Annotated in this window: 16 protein-coding genes; 11 read left to right on the top strand and 5 right to left on the bottom strand. The window is 60.9% G+C overall.

Annotated elements, in window-relative coordinates; genetic code table 11:
- The first annotated feature begins 12 nt into the window (after nt 1-12).
- Both I8E17_RS21660 and I8E17_RS21655 read left to right on the top strand, forming a co-directional pair.
- Nucleotides 13-963, top strand: a complete 951-nt coding sequence (locus tag I8E17_RS21660) for a GlxA family transcriptional regulator (RefSeq protein ID WP_069614628.1) — start codon at nt 13-15, stop codon at nt 961-963.
- A gap of 141 nt (nt 964-1,104) precedes the next feature.
- Nucleotides 1,105-2,016, top strand: a complete 912-nt coding sequence (locus I8E17_RS21655) for an acetamidase/formamidase family protein (protein WP_069614629.1) — start codon at nt 1,105-1,107, stop codon at nt 2,014-2,016.
- A 15-nt stretch (nt 2,017-2,031) separates the two neighbouring features.
- Here I8E17_RS21655 and I8E17_RS21650 read toward each other — a convergent pair whose 3' ends face one another.
- The 4 genes from I8E17_RS21650 to I8E17_RS35305 all read right to left on the bottom strand — a co-directional run bounded on the left by I8E17_RS21650 (nt 2,032) and on the right by I8E17_RS35305 (nt 7,116).
- Nucleotides 2,032-3,774 (bottom strand): cation:proton antiporter, encoded by a 1,743-nt coding sequence (locus I8E17_RS21650; protein WP_069614630.1) that lies wholly within the window; start codon nt 3,772-3,774, stop codon nt 2,032-2,034.
- 172 nt (nt 3,775-3,946) lie between these two features.
- A complete protein-coding gene (locus tag I8E17_RS21645) occupies nt 3,947-4,993 on the bottom strand; it encodes an NAD(P)-dependent alcohol dehydrogenase (RefSeq protein WP_069614631.1) in 1,047 nt (348 codons plus the stop codon).
- A 418-nt stretch (nt 4,994-5,411) separates the two neighbouring features.
- Nucleotides 5,412-6,866, bottom strand: coding sequence for a DHA2 family efflux MFS transporter permease subunit (locus tag I8E17_RS21640; RefSeq protein WP_069614746.1), 1,455 nt, complete (start codon nt 6,864-6,866; stop codon nt 5,412-5,414).
- A gap of 118 nt (nt 6,867-6,984) precedes the next feature.
- Nucleotides 6,985-7,116 carry a hypothetical protein gene (locus I8E17_RS35305; protein WP_257714008.1) on the bottom strand — a complete coding sequence of 44 codons (132 nt, stop codon included), beginning with the start codon at nt 7,114-7,116 and terminating at the stop codon, nt 6,985-6,987.
- Nucleotides 7,117-7,285: 169 nt separating this feature from the next.
- On the opposite strand from I8E17_RS35305, the gene I8E17_RS21635 reads away from it, so the two are divergent.
- Nucleotides 7,286-8,080, top strand: coding sequence for a FadR/GntR family transcriptional regulator (locus I8E17_RS21635; RefSeq protein WP_069614632.1), 795 nt, complete (start codon nt 7,286-7,288; stop codon nt 8,078-8,080).
- A gap of 35 nt (nt 8,081-8,115) precedes the next feature.
- Here I8E17_RS21635 and I8E17_RS21630 read toward each other — a convergent pair whose 3' ends face one another.
- Entirely contained in the window at nt 8,116-9,615 is a 1,500-nt protein-coding gene (locus I8E17_RS21630; protein WP_113366324.1) for an MDR family MFS transporter, read from the bottom strand.
- A gap of 379 nt (nt 9,616-9,994) precedes the next feature.
- Here I8E17_RS21630 and I8E17_RS21625 point away from each other — a divergent pair, with 379 nt between their 5' ends.
- From I8E17_RS21625 to I8E17_RS21590, 8 genes are all read left to right on the top strand, one after another.
- Nucleotides 9,995-11,128, top strand: coding sequence for an ROK family protein (locus I8E17_RS21625; protein WP_069614634.1), 1,134 nt, complete (start codon nt 9,995-9,997; stop codon nt 11,126-11,128).
- A 7-nt stretch (nt 11,129-11,135) separates the two neighbouring features.
- Nucleotides 11,136-12,578 carry a M81 family metallopeptidase gene (locus I8E17_RS21620; RefSeq protein WP_069614635.1) on the top strand — a complete coding sequence of 481 codons (1,443 nt, stop codon included), beginning with the start codon at nt 11,136-11,138 and terminating at the stop codon, nt 12,576-12,578.
- A 179-nt stretch (nt 12,579-12,757) separates the two neighbouring features.
- A complete protein-coding gene (locus I8E17_RS21615; protein ID WP_069614747.1) occupies nt 12,758-13,495 on the top strand; it encodes a FadR/GntR family transcriptional regulator in 738 nt (245 codons plus the stop codon).
- An 83-nt stretch (nt 13,496-13,578) separates the two neighbouring features.
- Nucleotides 13,579-15,087, top strand: coding sequence for an ABC transporter substrate-binding protein (locus I8E17_RS21610; protein ID WP_069614636.1), 1,509 nt, complete (start codon nt 13,579-13,581; stop codon nt 15,085-15,087).
- A gap of 70 nt (nt 15,088-15,157) precedes the next feature.
- Nucleotides 15,158-16,105 (top strand): ABC transporter permease, encoded by a 948-nt coding sequence (locus I8E17_RS21605; protein WP_069614637.1) that lies wholly within the window; start codon nt 15,158-15,160, stop codon nt 16,103-16,105.
- On the top strand, nt 16,102-16,980 hold the full coding sequence (locus tag I8E17_RS21600) for an ABC transporter permease (protein WP_069614638.1): 879 nt from the start codon (nt 16,102-16,104) through the stop codon (nt 16,978-16,980). The genes I8E17_RS21605 and I8E17_RS21600 overlap by 4 nt, the downstream gene beginning before the upstream one ends.
- A gap of 23 nt (nt 16,981-17,003) precedes the next feature.
- Nucleotides 17,004-18,791, top strand: a complete 1,788-nt coding sequence (locus tag I8E17_RS21595) for a gamma-glutamyltransferase family protein (RefSeq protein WP_069614639.1) — start codon at nt 17,004-17,006, stop codon at nt 18,789-18,791.
- Between the two features lie 5 nt (nt 18,792-18,796).
- Nucleotides 18,797-19,555, top strand: a complete 759-nt coding sequence (locus I8E17_RS21590) for a DUF1028 domain-containing protein (protein WP_069614640.1) — start codon at nt 18,797-18,799, stop codon at nt 19,553-19,555.
- Nucleotides 19,556-19,570 lie beyond the last annotated feature (15 nt).

Here is a 19,570-nt window from a genome sequence, read left to right as displayed (position 1 = left end):
TTCTTGCCAATCATGCGCCGCATCGAAATTCTCGCGTTCGACAATGCCCAGTTGCTCGACATTACCGGTCCGCTGCAGGTTTTCACCAGCGCCAACGAGGCGGCGCATGAGCTCGATCGGCCGAAACCATACGAGGCCATCGTGGTCGCGGAAAATCCGCAGACGCAAACGAGCTCGGGTCTCGCCCTCATGACCGCCCCGCTCGGCAATATCGATACACCGCTCGACACCTTGATCATCGCCGGCGGTTGGGGCGTCAACAAAGCCTGCGAGAACCTCGACCTGATCGAATGGGTGCGCCGGCGAGCCGCGAATGCCCGACGGATAGCCTCGGTCTGCAGCGGCGCCTTTCTGCTCGCGGAAGCCGGTCTTCTGGACGGGCGGCGGGCAGCGACCCATTGGAATCGTTGCGAAGAATTTGCAAAGCGCTTCCCGCAAGTGAAGCTTGAGCCCGATCCGATCTTCGTCCAGGACGGGCAGATCTGGAGTTCCGCCGGCGTGACTGCCGGCATCGATCTCTCGCTTGCTTTGGTTGAAGCCGATCTCGGCCGCCCGCTGGCGCTTTCCGTGGCTCGCGAACTCGTCGTCTTCCTCAAGCGTCCCGGCGGCCAGGCGCAGTTCAGCGCGGCGCTGAGACTTCAGGAGGGCGGCGAACGCTTCGACCGTCTGCATGGCTGGATCATGGACAATCTGCGCGCCGATCTTTCACTGCCTACGCTTGCCGAGCAGGCCAATATGAGCGCACGCAGCTTCTCGCGCCATTATTTGAAGGCAACTGGGCGCACGCCTGCACGCGCCGTGGAGGAAATCCGCATCGAGGCAGCCCGCCGCCTTCTGGAGGAAGGCCTGAGCGTGCATCAGGTACGCATACGCTGCGGCTTCACATCGGAAGAGACCATGCGACGCAACTTCATGCGGAAATTCGGGACGACGCCGCAGGCATTTCGCGATCATTTTGCTTGAGGCCTGTCTGCGGCGGCAGGCATTTACCCGCACACCAAACGAAGTGGCCTTTATGCGTAAATATGGTCGTTGCGCTCTTTCCCAGAGGTTCGGAGTCGTCATAGGCTGACGCGACCGGATTCCACACGAGGCTTAAGCAAAATGGCAATACACCGTTTCGCCCCTACCCATTATCACAATGTCATCGGCTCGCTGCCCCCGGCCTTGCATGTTGCCGATGGCGATACGGTTGTTACCGAAACGCTCGATGCCGCCGGCTACGACAAGCATGATGTCCGCCAGATATCCGGCCCCAATCCGATGAACGGGCCGATCTTCGTCGAGGGCGCTGAGCCGGGAGATTCTCTCAAGGTTGAGATCGTCGCAATGGTGCCGACGCGCGATACGGGTTTCACCGGCAGCGTGGTCGCCGCCAATGTCGTCGATCCGCAGGATGTCCGGGCGCTACCGGCACGCGAGAAGGTCATCTGGCAGATCGACCGCCAGAATTTGACGGCGCGATTGGTCGAACCGGTGGCGGGTCTCGAAACCCTTACCCTGCCGCTGGCTCCGATGATCGGCTGCTTCGGGGTTGCGCCGTCTCTCGGTCAAGCCATATCGACCGCCACCAGCGGCGAATTCGGTGGCAACATGGATTATCGGCTGCTGGGTCCTGGCACGACCATCTGGTTTCCGGTTTCGACCCCTGGCGCGCTCTTTTTCCTCGGCGATTGCCATGCAGTACAAGGAGACGGCGAGATCGTCGGCACTGGGATCGAGACCACTTTCGAAGTTACGGTGCGCCTCAGCGTCGAAAAGAAAAGGACGATCATCTGGCCGCGCGGCGAGACGGCGGAGGATATTTTCACCATCGGCAATGCCCGGCCGCTCGATCAGGCCCTGCAGCATGCCACCAGCGAGATGCTGCGCTGGCTCGGCTCCGATTATGGTCTCGACAAGACCGCAGCCAGCCACCTGCTCGGTCAGGTCGTGCGCTATGATGTCGGCAACGTCTTCGACCCTGCCTACACCATGGCCTGCCGTGTTTCGAAAAGCTGGCTGAAACGCCGATAAAACATCAGCCTGATATCAGCTGGCATCCTGCGAAAGGTCGCGCCGCTGGCGCGACACGTTGCTTTCCTGCCGCTCCCGCGCCATGCGGCTGACGGCGGCACGCAGCTGTGGATGGCGCGACATGAACAGATTGAAGTCTCGGCGATCCAGCACGAAGAGCTGACAGAAATCGACGGCAACGACATCGGCCGTGCGGCGTGCCCCCGTCAGCAGCGCCATTTCACCGAAGAAGGCGCCCGCGCCGAGCCGGATCTCGTCATTCTCCAGCTGCACCTCGACCGCACCGGAAGCGATGAAGAACATGCTGTCGCCGCGATCGCCGGTTCTGATCACCCGGTCGCCGGGCGACGCCGATCTCGGGCGGAAGAGCAGCAGAAGTTCCTCATGCTCGTTATCATCAAGTTCGGCGAACATCGGGAAGGTTTCGATGAGCTGCTCGATCTCGAGATGATGCTGGCGATCCCGCTCCTCGCGCTGCTTGTTGATGACGGCCAGCTGGCGGCGAAGAGCCTCCTGCTTGGCCATGCCATATTTGTTCGCCAGTAACGGCCAGCGCGCAAAGGCCCAGTTTTCCAGCTTTTCCGTGGCGTAGAAAGCCAGCGGATTGAGCGTGATCGACAGGATCGCACCGGCGAGAATGAGATCCTGCCCTTCCCGCGTCAGCAATCCAAGCGAGACGCCGAGCCCCGCGAGAATGAAGGAGAATTCGCCGATCTGCGCAAGGCCGGCCGCAACAGCAAAACCGATGCTGGCGGGATAGCGCAGCAGTAGCACGACACAGAAGGCGATCAATGCCTTGCCGAGCATGATCAGGGCAAGCACGCCAATAATCATCAGCGGTTCGCGGATCAGAACGGTCGGATCGAAGAGCATCCCGACGGACACAAAGAACAGAACCGAAAAGGCGTTCTGCAATGGCAGGGAGTCGGCCGCCGCCCTGTGGCTGAGATGGGATTCACTCATCACAAGGCCGGCAAAGAAGGCGCCGAGCGCAAAGGACACACCGAAGATTTCTGCCGCACCGAAGGCGATACCGAGCGCGATCGCCAGAACCGACAGCGTGAACAGTTCACGCGAACCGGTACGCGCAACCGAAGTCAGAAGCCATGGCACCACACGCGGGCCGATGAAGATCGCAACAGCTGCAAAGGCTGCGACCTTGAGCAGTGTCATGCCGATCGTCAGCCAGATCGAGCCAGAAGCGGCATGGCCGCCGGCATCCGCATGACCGCCCAGAATACCGGCAAAGGCCGGCAAGAGCACGAGCGCAAGCACCATGGCCAGATCTTCGACGATCAGCCAGCCGACGGCGACGCGGCCATTCGTCGAACTCACGAGATTGCGCTCTTCCAGCGCCTTCAAAAGCACGACCGTACTGGCAACCGCAAGGCTGAGGCCGAAGACCACACCGGCGCCGACACTCCAGCCCCATAGCGACGTCAAGCCTACGCCGAGCAGCGTCGCGATTGCAATCTGACCGATGGCGCCGGGAATGGCGACGCCGCGCACGGCCAACAAGTCGGCGGCCGAGAAATGCAGACCGACGCCGAACATCAGAAGGATGACGCCGATCTCGGCCAACTGCGATGCCAGGGAAACGTCGGCAACAAAACCCGGCGTGGACGAGCCTATGATGACGCCGGCCACCAGATAGCCGACCAGCGGCGGCAAATGCAGCCTGTCGGCCAGATAGCCGAAAATGGCCGCGAACACGAAGCCGGCGGCAATCAATGCGATCAATGCAACGTCGTGCGGCACGGCGGTCCTTCCCGTTTCACGGCGTCAAAGCCTGTTTCCCTCTGTGAAAGGCTACCTAGCATCGCTTTTGCCAGGCCGTCTACGGGAGATATGAAACCTAAGGGAAAACATCGCCTTGCCAGTGCGTGAAGCCAGAAGAAGACTTGAGGCAAGGCGATGGGACAGCGAGCGACTATTGGTCGAGGACGATCTGCAATTTGACGTCGGTCGGACGGGCTTCGACGGCGCGATCGAAAGCCTTGATCGAGTCCTCGAAGTCGAATGTCTCGGAGATCAGGGGCTTGAGATCGACGCGCCCGGACGCGATCAGCGCGATCGAGCGCTCATACTGATGCGCATAGCGGAAGACCGTTTCGATGCGGATCTCCTTGGTCGACGCCGTGGAAACATCGAAGCCGACCGGATTGACCGGCAAGCCGACGGCTACGATGACGCCGCCAGGACGCGGCAGCGCCATGACCGTCTCCCAGGCCTTCGGCGAGCCCGAGCATTCGAAAATAACATCCGCACCCCAGCCATCGGTCAGGCGATCGACTTCCTCGACCAGGTTCTTCTCGCGGATATTGACCGGAATGACGCCTTGATACTGCGCGGCGATATCGAGCTTCGGCTGGGCGAGATCGGCGACGATCGCCCGTGCGCAACCACCGGCAAGGGCTGCAACCGCAACCATGATGCCGATCGGACCGGCACCAAGCACGACGGCGGTATCGCCGGGCGTGATGCGCGCCTTGGTGGCCGCCTGCATACCGACGGCGAAAGGCTCGACCATCGCCCCTTCCGCAAAGCTGACATTGTCAGGCAGCTTGAAGGTGTAGTTGGCCGGATGCACGACGAATGGCGTCAGCACCCCATGGATCGGGGGCGTCGCCCAGAAAGTGACCGCAGGATCGACATTGTACATGCCGAGACGGCTCGCTTTGGAATTGGCATCGGGAATGCCTGGCTCCATGCAGACCCGGTCACCGACCTTCAGATGCGTCACACCTGCGCCGACTTCGACTACCGTTCCCGCCGCTTCGTGCCCGAGCACCATCGGCTCGTTGACGATGAAGGGGCCGATCTTGCCGTGCGTGTAATAGTGCACATCCGACCCGCAGACACCGACCGTATGAATCTTGATCTTCACCTGGCCCGGCCCGACCTCCTGGGGTAGATCGATATCACGGATCGCCAGTTCATGCTGACGTTCCAAAACCAGGGCGCGCATCTTGCTCATTGCCTTTTCCTCTTTTCCAAAGCAGCCGGCGTCCCGCTGACACAGGGACGAAATCCTTGTCCGTTATATCGTGTGAGCCGGCATCATAAAACGATCTTTAGGCTCTTGCAGATGAAGTTCGACGGCTCTCTTCAGCCATCGAGGTATGTTTCGCCTTCCAAATATTAGATAACTCTTATTATTTAGCTCGCTATTGCCGATATTGACTGACGTTCTATTTCTTGTCTTTCTAATCACTAATGAGAAGGAGGGCTCATTATGACAGTATATGATTGGACCGGTCAGCACGCCCGCCGGAGGAAGATGATGCGAGCTGCAAGCGTCGCAATAGTTCTAATCATCCTGATGGCGATTCCAGCGATATTGCTGCATTATAATATCATCCAATATCCCTACTAACTTCTTCTCAAAGACATCGCTAAGCCGCCTTCCTCGTGTTCTGCTTTGGCTTGCGCGCGACGTTGTCGCCTGCCTTGCGGTCAAGCGGCAAGCAATCCAGCACGGTCAGAAGCGCGATGATGCCGAGCAGCACGAAGGCCAGACGAAACTCGATGGCAACGACACCGTCGACGCCCAATGGCACACTGATTGCCTGGCCGATGCGAATGCCGATCGCGCCGACCGCAATGCCCATGCCCATCGTAAGCTGAAAGACGGTGCTGAACAGCGTATTGGCACCGGTCATCTGTCCGGGCGGGATATCTGCGAAAGCGATTGTATTCAGTGCGGTAAAATGCATCGACCGGCACATGCCGCCAATGAACAGTACCGGCACGATGAACCAGAGTGGCGTGTCGGGCGAAAACAGCGCACAGGCAGCGATGAAGACGGCATTCAGAAGACCATTGACGATCAGCACCGGCTTGAAGCCGAAGCGGCGCAGGATGGGCGTCGTTGCCGGCTTCATCGCCAGATTGCCGGCAAAAACGGCGAGCGTCAGCATGCCGGCATGAAAGGCGCTGAGCCCGAAGCCGACCTGGAACATCAGCGGCAGCAGGAAGGGCACCGCGCCGATGGCGGTGCGGAACAGCGATCCGCCTGAGATGGTTATGGCGAACGTCGGCAGCTTCAGCCCCGAGAGATCGATGAGCGGATGCTCCGTGCGGAGAAAATGGAAAACGGCGATCGCCAGCAGGACAAAGCCGACGATCACATAGGTCCAGGCTTCCAGCCAGACGGGATCGGGGCGCCCGATCAATTCCAGCCCATACATGAGGCCGGCAAGTCCGATGCCGCTGACGACGAAGCCGATCCAGTCGAAAGGCGGGCGCGCCGCGCTTTTCGTCTCCGGAATGAGCATGAGCGCGAAGATGAAGGCCAGAATGCCAAGCGGCAGGTTAAGGAAGAAGATCCAGCGCCAGCTCGCATGGTCGGTGATAAAGCCGCCGAGCGGCGGCCCGAGGATCGGCGCCACCAGCGCCGGCCAGGTGATCGTCGCAATGGCCGAGATCAGCTTGTCCTTCGGTGTATTGTTCAAGACGACAAGCCGGCCCACCGGCACCATCATCGCCCCGCCGATGCCTTGCAGAATGCGCATGGCAACGAAGGAGCCGACCCCATTGGCAAAGCCGCAGAGAACGGAGGCGAGCGTGAAAATAACGACGGCGGTCGTGAAGACCAGACGCGCACCGAAGCGGTCGCTGATCCAGCCGCTGATCGGAATGAAGACGCCGAGGGTCAGAAGATAGGCACTCATGCCTATATTGAGGTCGACCGGGCGAGCACCGAACGAAACGGCCATCTGCGGCAAGGCGGTCGCGATGACCGTACCGTCGAGATTTTCCATGAAGAAGGCACCGGCCACCAGCAATGCAATCAACAGCGAGCGCGAGCCCGCTTCCTGCGCATCCTCCCTTTGCCCAGGCGTGGACATGTCATTCATGGATCTGCAACTCCGAATCCGCCTCGCATCCCGCCTGCATTTAACCGGTTCGGTAACGTTTACGATAGTCGAAATCGTCCCATCAATCGATTAAGCGATCACGTTTCGCTTAACGGATGGTGCGCAATTTGATCACCGCGGCCGATCCCCGATAGAGGCTCGGGGCGAAACGCATCAGCATCTTCAAATTGGTGAACAGATCGATCAACTCGGTGCCAGTAGGCATGCATGCGTAAGACATGCTAGGGTTTCCACTGGAAAATGCCGCGGGAAGAACAATGGGATCGATACAACATCAATATGGAACAGCCCAGACTGGCCGAGATACCAGCAAGAAGCCTCGCAAATCGACGTAGGCTGGTGATTGTTCTCACGAACGGTGCATCAAAAAGGAACGAGAGTCCCGCATAATGAAACATGGCCAGGACGCAATAACCTCCAGGGCTACCCCGGAGTCGAAACTGATCGTAACGCAGTCGCCCTTCGATGCCTTTGTGCGAAAATACGGTACGATCCCGCGGCGCGGCGTCTTCGGCTATTTCGTCCACGAGCTCGGCCGCCGCATCGTCGGCGGAGACTATCCAGTCGGCGCAACGCTGCCAAACGAGCCCGATTTGGTCGAACAATTCGGCATCAGCCGCACGGTCATTCGCGAAGCGATGAAGTGCCTGGCCGGCAAGGGACTGGTCGAGATCAAGACCCGCGTCGGCACGCGCGTCAAGGAACGCTCCAACTGGCATCATCTCGATACGGATGTCATGGTCTGGTACTACGAGACCGGCCCGTCGGTCGAAATCATGCGATCGATCAAAGACCTGCGATTGGCACTCGAGCCGGAGGCGACGGCACGCGCAGCACTGCGCCGCACCGAGAGCGACATTGCCGCGATCAGTTCCGCCTACGAAGAGATGGCGTCCACCATCGGCGACGTCAACAGCAATGCCGATGCCGATCTGCGCTTTCATACGGCGATCTTCGCCGCCACGCACAATATGATCTATGCGCAGCTGATCGATCTCATCGCCGTCGGAATCTACGCCAATCGCACGCTTTCCGGCCATGAGGATATCGCCGAAGGGCAAAAGCGCGCCCTGCCCCTCCACAAGGCGATCCTCGACGCCATCGTAGCGCAGGATACGGACGCCGCAATCAGGGCATCGCGAAACCTGCTGGACGCCTGGCTCGCGCGCGACTACGGCTTCTGACAGATCAAGCCCTGCCCGACCGCCCTGGCCTTGCGCTAATGAGTCATGGCTTCCTGAGCATCCGCCTTGGGTGCCGACGACCCACGGCCGGCGTCTCGGGTGACCGGGATCAGCCAGATGGTCACGCAGGTCGTCAGAGCGACGATGACGACACCCCAGAAGCTCCAGTGCAGAGCCGCATCGAAGACGCTTCTGATCGCGGGATCGGTGACAAGATCGGAAAGGCCGCTGGGCTGATTGAGGATATCGTGCAGCCTGGTTGCGAGCTCGCCGTTGCCATAATGGGCGATGCCGACATTCATGATCGCGCCGAGCGCGGTTGCGCCAAGCGTGTTGCCGAGGCTGCGCGAGAAGATGATCGAGGCGGTGGCGCTGCCACGCATCGACCACTCCACGCTTTCCTGCACCAGCACGACGCTCGTCAGGCTGATGAGACCCATGCCGAAGCCCATCAGGAACGAGCCGATGCCGGCAATCATCGGGCTGCTCTCCGGCGTCAGGAACAGCAGGAAAAGTGACCCGAAGGGAAACATGAGACTGCCGGCGCGCAGGGTGTTGCGGATGCCGAAGGCGCGGAAGAACCGGCTCGCCAGCATCACGGCCAGTGGCCAGCCGACGATCAGCATTGTCAGCGTAAAGCCTGCCTCTAGCGGCGAACGACCAAGAACACCCTGAACATAGATCGGCAGAACGGTCGTCAGGCCGATCAGCGCCATACCCGCAAGCAGCGTCGCGGCATTGCTGGTGGCAATCAGCCGCCGGCTCCAGAGAGCGATCGAAATGATCGGCTCCGGCGCTCGCCTCTCCTGCCGCAGGAACAGAATGCCGGTAACGATAAAGACGATCGCCAGGGGACAGAGAACGGCGAAGCCCGCATCGGTTTCCGTCAGGATGACGAGAAGCGACACGATCGATATCGAAAACAGAATCGTGCCGAGATAATCGATCTTCGCCTCGCGCGGCATAACCGACTCGTGCAGGAAGAGGATGAACCCGGCGATGGCGAGCACGCCAAGCGGCAGGTTGATCCAGAAAATCCAGGCCCAGGAGAGATTGTCGACGATGATGCCGCCGGCAAGCGGGCCGATGACGGCGGAGATCGCCCAGACGCTGGCGAGCGCGCCCTGCACCTTGGCGCGCTCTTCGAGCTTGTAGAGATCGCCGACGACGGTCATGGTCACAGGCTGAATGGCACCCGCGCCGAGGCCCTGCAGCAGCCTGAAGACGATAAGGGACGCCATCGACCAGGCGAAACCGGCGAGCGTCGAGCCTATGAGAAAGATGATGATGCCGCCGATCAGCATCGGCTTGCGGCCGAAAATATCGGAGAGCTTGCCATAGATGACGGTGGTGGTCGATTGCGCCAGCAGAAAGGCGGAGAAGACCCAGCTATAATAGGTGAAGCCGCCGAGCTGACCGACGATGCGCGGCATGGCGGTCGCAACGATGGTCGCTTCGATGGCGACCATGAAGGTCGCAAGCATGATCGAGACGATGACCAACGGGCGTCTTGAACGATCGACCGTGCTGGACATGGCATTCCTTTCTGACTGCTGCACCCGGGATCGAAACATGCACATGCCGCGATAACGGCCATGGTCGAGCGCTTAGCTTGTGGGATCAAAGTCTAGGGACGAGACGATTGCGGGCGAGCGCCGGCTGAATCGTTATGATAAGCTTTGCATAGTGATGCAGGTCGATGTCAACCATTTAAACGCGAACATGCTTTGTGAAACCGCCGGAAGACGGCGCCTGGACTGCCGCCTTTCACAAAGCAGGTCGAGCAATCGGTGCGTTCTTCCGATCCATTGCGCCGCGGCATGGTTAGATCCGCAACGAAACCAAATAGGGTTGCTTTGTTTATTTTCTGAACTTATTCTCGGCAAAACAAGCAAATCCGGGCGGAACGTCGAATTGCTAACATCCTCGCAGCAGCAGCTTTTACGGGTCATCAGCCAATCAGGCCCTTCCAGCCGCACGGTTCTGGCAGCCTCCATGGGGCTGAGCAAGGCTGCGATGAGCGGGATTGCGCGCGATCTGATTTCCCTCGGCGTCTTGCGGGAAACGGAAACGATCTACGGACAGGGCCGCCCCTCGATCCTGCTGGACCTGCATCCGGAAGGCGCCTTCTTCGGCGGCATCTCGCTCCTCGAAGACCCGGCGCCGCTGGTTCTCTGCGATTTCAACGGCAATATCGTCGCACGTCAGACGATGCCACTGTCGCGCGATCCTGACGTCATCGCCGCGATGATCGCCGACACGCTGCCAAAATTGCTTTCCGAACGTAGAGATGCCGGACGAAAGCTTTCAGGTCTTGGTATTGCGCTCCCCGGTTTCGTCGATGAAAAGCAGGCGAGTTGCGTCAAATCCACTTTACTCGGCTGGCAGGATGTACCGCTTGCCGGTATCATCAGGCAGAAAACCGGCATCGCCACTTTTATCGAAAACGACGCCAAGGCGGTCGCCGTCAGCGAAAAGCTGTTCGGCGGCGCCCGTGACGTGCAGAATTTCAGCGTCGTTTCCTTCGATGACGGCATCGGGTGCGCCCATTTCGTCGGCGGCAAGCTCTACCGCGGCAATCATGGCGGCGCCGGCGAAATCGCTCATTGCACGATCGAGTCCAATGGTGCGCCCTGCCGCTGCGGCAAGCGCGGCTGTCTCGATACCGTGGCCTCGCTGAAGGCGATCAAGGAAATGGCAAAGGCGGAAGGTCTCGCCTGTCAATCCCTCGACGACTTGGAGACGGAGGCATCACTCGGCAATGCCACCGCAATCCGCATCCTGCATCGCGCCGGCAGCGCACTTGGGCTTGCGATCGCGCATCTCATCCAGTTCAACGATCCCGGCCTGATCCTGATTACCCATGTCGAAGGCCGGTTTGATCGCCTCTTCGGCACCGTCATGCGGCAGGCCGTCGAGGCGAACGTATTGCCGCGCTATGCCGGCCAGACGCCGATCCGCACGCAGCGTGTCGATGGCGATGTCTGGGCGCGGGGCGCTGCCAGCATTGCCGCCCATAATTTCCTGATTGGTCCCAACCCCTATTGAGGTTCCCATGCGCATTGCCGTTGGAGGCATTCACATCGAATGCAGCACCTACAATCCCGTCCTGAACGAAGAGAAGGATTTTCGCGTTCTGCGCGGCGCGGAGCTGACTGCCTCGCCCTACTTCGCCTTCCTTGGGGATTATGACGGCGAATTCCTGCCAACCATCCATGCCAGAGCGATCGCCGGCGGCCCGGTCGCCCGTCATACATACGAAGCCTTCAAGGCGGAGTTTCTGGAAGGGCTGAAGGCCCTGCTGCCGCTGGATGGGCTCTATCTCGCCATGCACGGCGCCATGTATGTCGAAGGCATGGAAGACGCCGAGGGTGACTGGATCAGTGCGGCTCGCGCCGTCGTCGGCGAGGATTGCATGGTCTCGGCAAGCTACGACCTGCACGGCAATGTCACCCAGCGCATCATCGATGCGCTCGACATGTACTCCACCTATCGCACCGCGCCGCATATAGATGTCGAGGAGACCATGCGCCGCGCCGTCAAGATGCTGACGGAAAGCCTGAAGACCGGCGTAAAGCCGATCCTGCTCTGGGCGCCGATCCCCGTGGTCCTGCCGGGTGAACGCACCAGTACCGTCGATGAACCGGCCAAGAGCCTCTACGACATGCTGCCTGGCATCGACGCCATCGAAGGTGTCTGGGATACATCGCTCATGGTCGGCTATGTCTGGGCCGATGAGCCGCGCGCAACGGCCGCCGCCATCATGACCGGCACGGATCGCAGCGTACTCGAACGCGAGGCGAAACGACTGGCGCAGGCCTATTGGGACGTTCGCAAGGAGTTCGTTTTCGGCTCGGAGACCGGCTCGATCGAGGAATGCGTCGCGAAGGCAATCGCCAGCACGACCGCGCCCGTGGTTCTGGCGGAATCCGGCGATAACCCGACGGGCGGCGGTGTCGGCGACCGCGCCGATGTGCTGGCGGAACTGATTGCCAAGGGTGCAGAAGGCGTCATCTTCGCCGGCATCGCCGACAAGACTGCTACGGAAGCATGCTATACCGCTGGCATCGGCGCCACTCTCGATCTCTCCGTAGGCGCATCGCTCGACACCAAGGGCAGCAAACCGGTCAAGGGCAATTTTACGATCAAGTACCTGCTGGACACTGCGGAAGCCAGCGACAGACAGGCCGTCGTCTCCATCGGCGGCATCGATCTCGTGCTGTCGGCCAAGCGCCGCCCCTATCATAATATCGCCGATTTCACCCGCCTCGGCCTTGATCCGCGCAAGGCAAAGATCATCGTCGTCAAATCCGGCTATCTTTCGCCGGAACTGGCGCCGATCGCCAACCCGAACTTGATGGCTCTCTCCCCGGGAGTCGTCGACCAGTTTGTCGAACGCCTGCCGCGCCTGCGCAAGACCAAGCCGACCTATCCTTTCGACAAGGATTTCGACTTTACGCCCGAGACAGCCATTTCGGCGCGTGCCATCGGTCGCTGAAGCTCGAGTCACAAAACCGCAAGAGCGGCATCATCTTAAGAGGCGACTCGTCTTTGCGGGTCGCCTTTCTGCATTGCGCACAAACATTGTGCATTGCCGAAATTGCACAAAAAAGCGCTTGACGAGACGACCGAGTTGAACTTCTATTGGACCAATTCAAAATTGGTTCACCTTTCAATATGGCAATCAACAGCCTTCCGGAAAATTCGGTTCATGCCCTGGAAAGGCTCCGCGGGCTCTTGAATTCGGCCGATCTCCCGGCGGATGGAAAACTGCCGACGGAGCGGGCTCTATCGGAGAACCTAGGCGTTAGCAGGCGCGCGATCCGGCGGGCGCTCGAGGTGCTGGAGGCGGAAGGCCGCGTCTGGCGGCGCCAGGGGTCCGGAACCTATGTCGGGCAGCGCCCGGACGATTGGAGCCAGCATGTCAGCACGCTCGTCGCTGGCACCGATCTGATGGAAGTCATGGAAGTTCGCCTGCGTATCGAGCCGCAACTCGCCCAGCTTGCCGCCATGCGCGCCAAGCCCGACGACATCGACCGCATGTACGAACTGGCAAAGAAAATCACCGCCAGCGACGATGCCGACAGCCGCGAACTCTGGGATGGCGCGTTGCATCGGCTGATCGCGCAAAGCGCCGGCAACCAGTTCTTTTTGACCATTTTCGACGTCATCAACCATGTCCGCCAGGACGAAGCCTGGCAAACCATTCGCGAATTGGCCCGCAGCGTCAACAAGACCCGCCCGGTCTCCTACGCCCAGCACAGGACGATCATCGACGCGATTGCTGTACGCAACCCGATGAAGGCGGCCGAAGCCATGCGCGAACATCTGCTGATGCTGCAGGAAAGCCTTATCCGCATCACGTCGCTGGATGCGCAGCAAGCTGAGGAGCCACTGACCGAGGAGGTGGGCTGACCCAAAAGCCGGCCTGCCCGCCACGACCGGAGAGGAAACCGGTCGAAACTGCAAAGAACGAAAACGATAAACAGGAGAACGAAATGAAGATCGCCAAATTCGTGGCATCGCTTGCCGCCGGCGCCCTGATCGCGCTGCCGTCTTTCGCCGTCGAGCTCAAGATAGGCCTGCAGGACGATGCCGATACGCTGGACCCTGCGCAATCCCGCACCTTCGTCGGCCGCATCGTCTATACCGCGCTCTGCGATAAGCTCGTCGACGTGACACCGGACCTGAAGTTCGTGCCGCAGCTCGCCACATCCTGGAAATGGTCCGCCGATGGCAAGCAGCTCGTCATGGAGCTGCGCCAGGGCGTGAAATTCCAGGATGGCACGCCGTTCAATGCGCAAGCTGTTGTCGACAATATCCAGCGCTATCAGACCATGCCGGAATCACGCCGCAAGAGCGAGCTTTCCTCTGTCGCCAAGGTCGAAGCATCAGGCGAATACGAAGCCACCTTCACCCTGAAGGCGCCTGACGTCACGCTGCTTGCCCAGCTTTCCGATCGCTCCGGCATGATGGTTTCGCCAACGGCTGCAAAGGCGGCCGGTGCCAAATTCGGCGACCATCCCGTCTGCTCCGGCCCATTCAAATTCGTCGAGCGCGTGCAGCAGGACCGCATCGTGCTGGAGAAATTCCAGGATTACTGGAACAAGGACAACATCTTCATCGATAAGGTGACCTATCTGCCGATCCCCGACACGACGGTGCGCCTTGCAAACCTGCGCTCCGGCGATCTCGACATGATCGAGCGTGTCGCCGCCTCCGATGCCGGCACGGTCAAGAGCGATCCCAATCTCGTCTATGCCGATGCCGTCGGCACCGGCTGGCTCGGCGTCTACGCCAATGTCGGCAACGGCGCTCGCGCCGACAATCCGATGGGCAAGGACAAGCGCCTGCGCCAGGCCTTCTCGCTGGCAATCGACCGCGAAGCCGCCATGCAGATCGTCTTCGATGGGACCGGGCTTGCCGGCAATCAGCCTTTTGCACCGAACAGCCCCTGGTTCGACAAGGATATTCCGGTGCCCGCTCGCGATGTCGACAAGGCTAAGGCTCTCGTCAAGGAAGCCGGTTTCGACCGCATCCCGGTCGAGCTCGCAGTCGCCAACAATCCGGTTTCGATGCAGATGATGCAGATCATCCAGTCGATGGTTGCCGAAGCCGGCTTCGACGTGACGCTGAAGACGACCGAATTCGCGACCCTCCTCGACGCGCAGTCGAGCGGCAGCTACCAGCTCAGCCGATCCGACTGGTCCGGCCGCTCCGATCCGGACGGCAACATCCAGCAATTCGTGACGACAGGCGCCGGCCTTAACGATTCCAAATACAGCAATCCGGAGGTCGACAAGCTGCTGCTTGAAGCGCGCCAGTCCCAGGACAACGCCGTACGCAAGCAGAAATACGATGCGGCCGAGGCAATCCTCAGCCAGGATCTGCCGATCATCTTTCTCGGGCATCAGGCCTGGATCTGGGCCTACAACAAGAAGGTATCCGGCTTCGTGCCCTCCCCGGACGGCATGATCCGCCTCGTAGGCGTGAAGAAAGGCGGCTGAGCTATGAGCGCCATGCGGGCTTCTTTCCGGATGGCGCTTTCACATTCGACATCGCGGCAAGGATCTGCCCATGTATAGCTATATCGGAAAGAGGCTGCTCGTCGCCATACCGACGCTTCTGATCATTTCGATCTTCGTCTTCTCGCTGCAGAAGCTTCTGCCCGGCGATCCGGTGCTTGCCATGGCGGGCGAGGAGCGCGATCCCCAGGTGCTGGAGCTGTTGCGCGAGAAATATCGCCTGAACGACCCTGTGATCTACCAATATGGCTACTGGCTGCAGGGGGTCGCCAAGGGCGATCTCGGCGTTTCACTGCGCACCAACCAACCGGTGCTGACGCTCGTTGCCGAAAAGCTGCCGGTCACCATTCAGCTCGCCGTCATGTCGATGATCTTCGCCTTCGCCATCGGCATTCCCATGGGCATATTGGCGGCGGTGAAGAAGAATAGCTTCGTCGATTTTCTCGCCAACATCGTCGCCTTGTGCGGCTTGTCCGTGCCGAATTTCTGGCTCGGCATCATGCTGATCCTGCTGGTCTCGGTGAAGCTGCATTGGCTGCCGGCGTCGGGATACCAACCCTTCTTCGAAGATCCGTGGCGCTCGATCCAGACGATGCTGATGCCATCCTTCGTGCTCGGCAATGCGCTTGCTGCCACCTTGATGCGCCACACGCGCTCGTCGATGCTGAGCGTACTCAGCGCCGACTATATCCGCACTGCTCGCGCCAAGGGCCTGCCGGAAACGGCCGTCGTGCTGCAGCACAGCTTCCGCAACGCCATCCTGCCTGTCGTCACCGTCAGCGCTCTGCTGTTCGGGGAGCTCCTGGCCGGGGCCGTTCTGACCGAGCAAATCTTCACCATCCCCGGCTTCGGCAAGTTGATCGTCGACGCCGTCTTCAACCGGGATTACGCCGTCGTCCAGGGCGTGGTGCTTTGCACGGCCATAGGTTTCATCGCCATGAACCTTATTGCCGATATTCTCTATGTCCTTCTCAATCCGCGCATGAGGGCAGCCCTATGAGCACCATCGTTCAGGCGGCCGCGGCAACCCCTTCCGCCAAGCGCGCTCCCAATCGGGCTTGGCGGAAGCTGAGGGCCAACAAGGGGGCCTTGGTCGGGCTTGCCATCATTCTTTTCTTTACCGCACTTGCCGCGCTTGCAGCGCTCCTGCCGATCCCGGATCCGGTCGCAACCAGCTGGTCGGCAATCCGCAAGGCGCCATCGTCCGCCCATTGGCTCGGCACCGACGATCTCGGCCGGGACATTCTCTCCCGAATGATTTGGGGGGCGCGGGCATCGCTGATGGCCGGCGTCTTCTCGGTTGCCATCGCGGTCGCGATCGGCGTGCCCTTCGGTCTCATCTCGGGCTACTATGGCGGCTGGATAGACCAGATCATCTCGCGCATCACCGAGGCCTTCCTGGCGATGCCGTTCCTGATTACCGCCATTGCGCTTGCCGCCTTCCTCGGCCCGAGCCTCACCAATGCGATGATCGCGATCGGATTGTCCGCAACGCCGGTCTTCGTGCGGTTGACGCGCGGCCAGGTGCTGGCGGTCAAGACCGAGGATTATGTCGAGGGCGCCCGCTCTATCGGTCTCACCCATTTCAGCATCATCTCCCGCTATATCCTGCCCAACGTCTTCGCTCCGATCCTCGTGCAGGCAACACTCACCATCGCGACCGCCATCATCGCCGAGGCGAGCCTGTCCTTCCTAGGCCTCGGCCAGCAGCCGCCCGCCCCTAGCTGGGGCTCGATGCTCAATGTCGCCAAGAACTATCTCGAACAGGCGCCCTGGATGGCCATGTGGCCGGGCGCCGCCATTTTTCTCGTCGTGATCGGCTTCAATCTCCTCGGCGACGGCCTGCGCGATGCGCTCGACCCGCGCGAAGCATGAATAAACTCAAAAGGATGCCCCCAATGACCGCATTCACCACCCGCCCTGAAATCCTCGGCACCTTCGGCGTCGTCACGTCGACGCACTGGATCGCATCCGCCGTCGGCATTAGCATTCTCGAAAAGGGCGGCAACGCCTTCGACGCGGCCGTTGCGACAGGCTTCGTGCTGCAGATCGTCGAACCGCATCTCTGCGGGCCGGGCGGCGACATGCCAGCCATCCTCTATTCGAAGAAGAAGGACAAGGTCGAGGTCATCTGTGCCCAGGGCTCGGCACCGGCCGGCGCGACGATCGAGCATTACACGCGCGAGGGGCTGAAACTCATCCCCGGCGATGGCCTGCTCGCCACCGTCATCCCCGGCGCCTTCGACGGCTGGATGCTGATGCTGCGCGATTATGGGCAGCTGACCGTCCGCGACGTGCTGGAACCGGCGATCCATTATGCGGAGAAAGGCCATCCCGTCCTGCCGCGCGTCTCCGCCACCATCGCAGGTCTTGCCGATTTCTACCGCAAGGAATGGCCGACCTCCTACGAGACCTGGCTTCCTGGCGGTGCCGCCCCCGAACCCTGGTCCAATTTCAGGAACCCGGTTCTTGCCGAAACCTGGAAGCGGGTCGTTGCCGAGGCGGAAAGCAAGAGCGATCGCGAAGCGCAGATCGAAGCCGCACGCGATGCCTATTACCGCGGCTTCGTCGCAGAAGCCATCGACAGCTATGTCAGCAAGACGGAGGTTATGGATGCAAGCGGCGGGCGCCACAAGGGCGTGCTGACCGCCGACGACCTGGCCAACTGGCGCGCGACGGTCGAGGCGCCACTGACCTATGATTATCACGGCTGGACGGTCGCCAAAATCGGCCCCTGGGGTCAAGGCCCCGTCTTCCTCCAGACGCTGTCGCTGCTCAAGGGTTTCGATCTCGCCGGCATGGACCCCACCGGCGCCGATTTCGTCCATACGGTCACAGAAGCGATGAAGCTCGCCTTTGCCGATCGCGAGGTCTATTACGGCGACCCCAATTTCACGCGCGTACCGCTCGAAACCCTGCTGTCGGACGCCTATGCCGGCGAGCGCCGCCGGCTGATTTCGTCCGAGGCATCGCTTGCCCTGCGCCCCGGCAAGCTGTCCGGTTTTGAAAGCCAGTATGATCTCACCATGCAGATGCTCGATGCGCCGGAAGCCAAGAGCGGCGCGGTCTATGAGCCGACAATGTCGCATCTCACCGAAAAGCGCGGCGATACCGTGCATATCGATGTCATCGACCGCGAAGGCAACATGGTCTCGGTCACGCCATCGGGCGGCTGGCTGCAATCCTCGCCGATCATTCCAGGCCTCGGCTTCTGCCTCAATTCTCGCGCTCAGATGTTCTGGCTGCGGCCGGGCCTGCCCTCCTCGCTGGCACCAGGCAAGCGGCCGCGCACGACGCTGACCCCGACAATGGCACTGCATGAGGGACGCCCGACGCTGGCCTTCGGCACGCCCGGCGGCGATCAGCAGGAGCAGTGGCAGCTGTCCTTCTTCCTGCGCTATGTCCATCATGGGCTGAACTTGCAGGAAGCGATCGATAAACCGCTGTTCCACAGCACGCATTTCCCGAGCTCCTTCTATCCGCGCACCCGCGAACCGGGCGGCCTGACGGCGGAGGCGAATTTCGACGCTGACGTGCTCGATACGCTCCGCAAGAAGGGCCACCAGCTGACCGTCGCACCGGAGTGGACCGTGGGTCGGCTGACCGCCGCACGGCGCGACGCCGATGGCCTCTTGCGCGCAGCGGCAACACCTCGTTTGATGCAAGCCTACGCCGTTGGGAGATAGAGCCGGTGACCTGGTCGATCGTTGCCCGAGAACCTGAAACCGGAAATCTCGCCATCGCCGCCGCCACGCGCTTCTTTGCCGTCGGCAGCATCGTGCCGCATATTCGCGGCGGCATCGGCGCGGTTGCGACGCAGGCCTTTGCCAGCCCGCTTTACGGCATCGACGGACTTGCGATGCTGGCATCCGGTCATGCGCCCCATGAAATTCTGGAAACGCTGAGCGCCCGCGACGAAGGCCGCGAGCAGCGGCAGTTTCACCTGATCGACAACAAGGGCAACAATGCCGCCTTTACCGGCGCCAGGTGTATCGATTGGGCGGGGCATCTGGTCGACGACAATGTATCGGTGGCCGGCAACATGCTGGCTGGACCGCAGGTGATTGCGGAAACGCTTGCGACCTTCAAGAAGGCCGCAGGCAAACCGCTTGCGGAGCGGTTGCTCGAAGCCATGCGAGCGGGCGAAGATGCAGGCGGGGATAAGCGTGGCAAGCAATCGGCAGCACTCGTCATTCACCGTGACCAGGATTACGCTTGGTTGAACATCCGAGTCGACGACAGCGCCGATCCGCTGACCGAACTCGAGCGGCTCTACGCGGTTGCGCAGGAACGCTATTTGCATGTCGCAGAAACCATGCCGACGCGGCAGAACCCCAGCGGGATGACCGACCGCCGCGAGATCGACGAAAAGATTGCCGCGCTCGAGGCCAAGAGGATTGCCGAAGGTCGCCCTTCAGCCTCCCGTGCCACGATAGCAGTCCCATCGTGAGTAAACTCAGTTGAA

Origin of the sequence: Rhizobium sp. AB2/73, assembly GCF_020871915.1 — a bacterium.
In the GTDB taxonomy this organism is placed as follows: Bacteria; Pseudomonadota; Alphaproteobacteria; order Rhizobiales; family Rhizobiaceae; genus Rhizobium; species Rhizobium dioscoreae.
The sequence above is the reverse complement of the archived record's forward strand: the minus strand, read 5'-3'. Positions and strand labels throughout refer to the sequence as shown.

What these genes read in the sequence shown, in the direction of transcription:
- I8E17_RS21660 (WP_069614628.1), top strand. Translation starts at nt 13, where the DNA reads ATGCGCCGCATCGAAATTCTCGCGTTCGACAATGCCCAGTTGCTCGAC.
- I8E17_RS21655 (WP_069614629.1), top strand. Translation starts at nt 1,105, where the DNA reads ATGGCAATACACCGTTTCGCCCCTACCCATTATCACAATGTCATCGGC.
- I8E17_RS21645 (WP_069614631.1), bottom strand. Translation starts at nt 4,993, where the DNA reads ATGAGCAAGATGCGCGCCCTGGTTTTGGAACGTCAGCATGAACTGGCG.
- I8E17_RS21640 (WP_069614746.1), bottom strand. Translation starts at nt 6,866, where the DNA reads ATGTCCACGCCTGGGCAAAGGGAGGATGCGCAGGAAGCGGGCTCGCGC.
- I8E17_RS35305 (WP_257714008.1), bottom strand. Translation starts at nt 7,116, where the DNA reads ATGTCTTACGCATGCATGCCTACTGGCACCGAGTTGATCGATCTGTTC.
- I8E17_RS21635 (WP_069614632.1), top strand. Translation starts at nt 7,286, where the DNA reads ATGAAACATGGCCAGGACGCAATAACCTCCAGGGCTACCCCGGAGTCG.
- I8E17_RS21630 (WP_113366324.1), bottom strand. Translation starts at nt 9,615, where the DNA reads ATGTCCAGCACGGTCGATCGTTCAAGACGCCCGTTGGTCATCGTCTCG.
- I8E17_RS21620 (WP_069614635.1), top strand. Translation starts at nt 11,136, where the DNA reads ATGCGCATTGCCGTTGGAGGCATTCACATCGAATGCAGCACCTACAAT.
- I8E17_RS21615 (WP_069614747.1), top strand. Translation starts at nt 12,758, where the DNA reads ATGGCAATCAACAGCCTTCCGGAAAATTCGGTTCATGCCCTGGAAAGG.
- I8E17_RS21610 (WP_069614636.1), top strand. Translation starts at nt 13,579, where the DNA reads ATGAAGATCGCCAAATTCGTGGCATCGCTTGCCGCCGGCGCCCTGATC.
- I8E17_RS21605 (WP_069614637.1), top strand. Translation starts at nt 15,158, where the DNA reads ATGTATAGCTATATCGGAAAGAGGCTGCTCGTCGCCATACCGACGCTT.
- I8E17_RS21600 (WP_069614638.1), top strand. Translation starts at nt 16,102, where the DNA reads ATGAGCACCATCGTTCAGGCGGCCGCGGCAACCCCTTCCGCCAAGCGC.
- I8E17_RS21595 (WP_069614639.1), top strand. Translation starts at nt 17,004, where the DNA reads ATGACCGCATTCACCACCCGCCCTGAAATCCTCGGCACCTTCGGCGTC.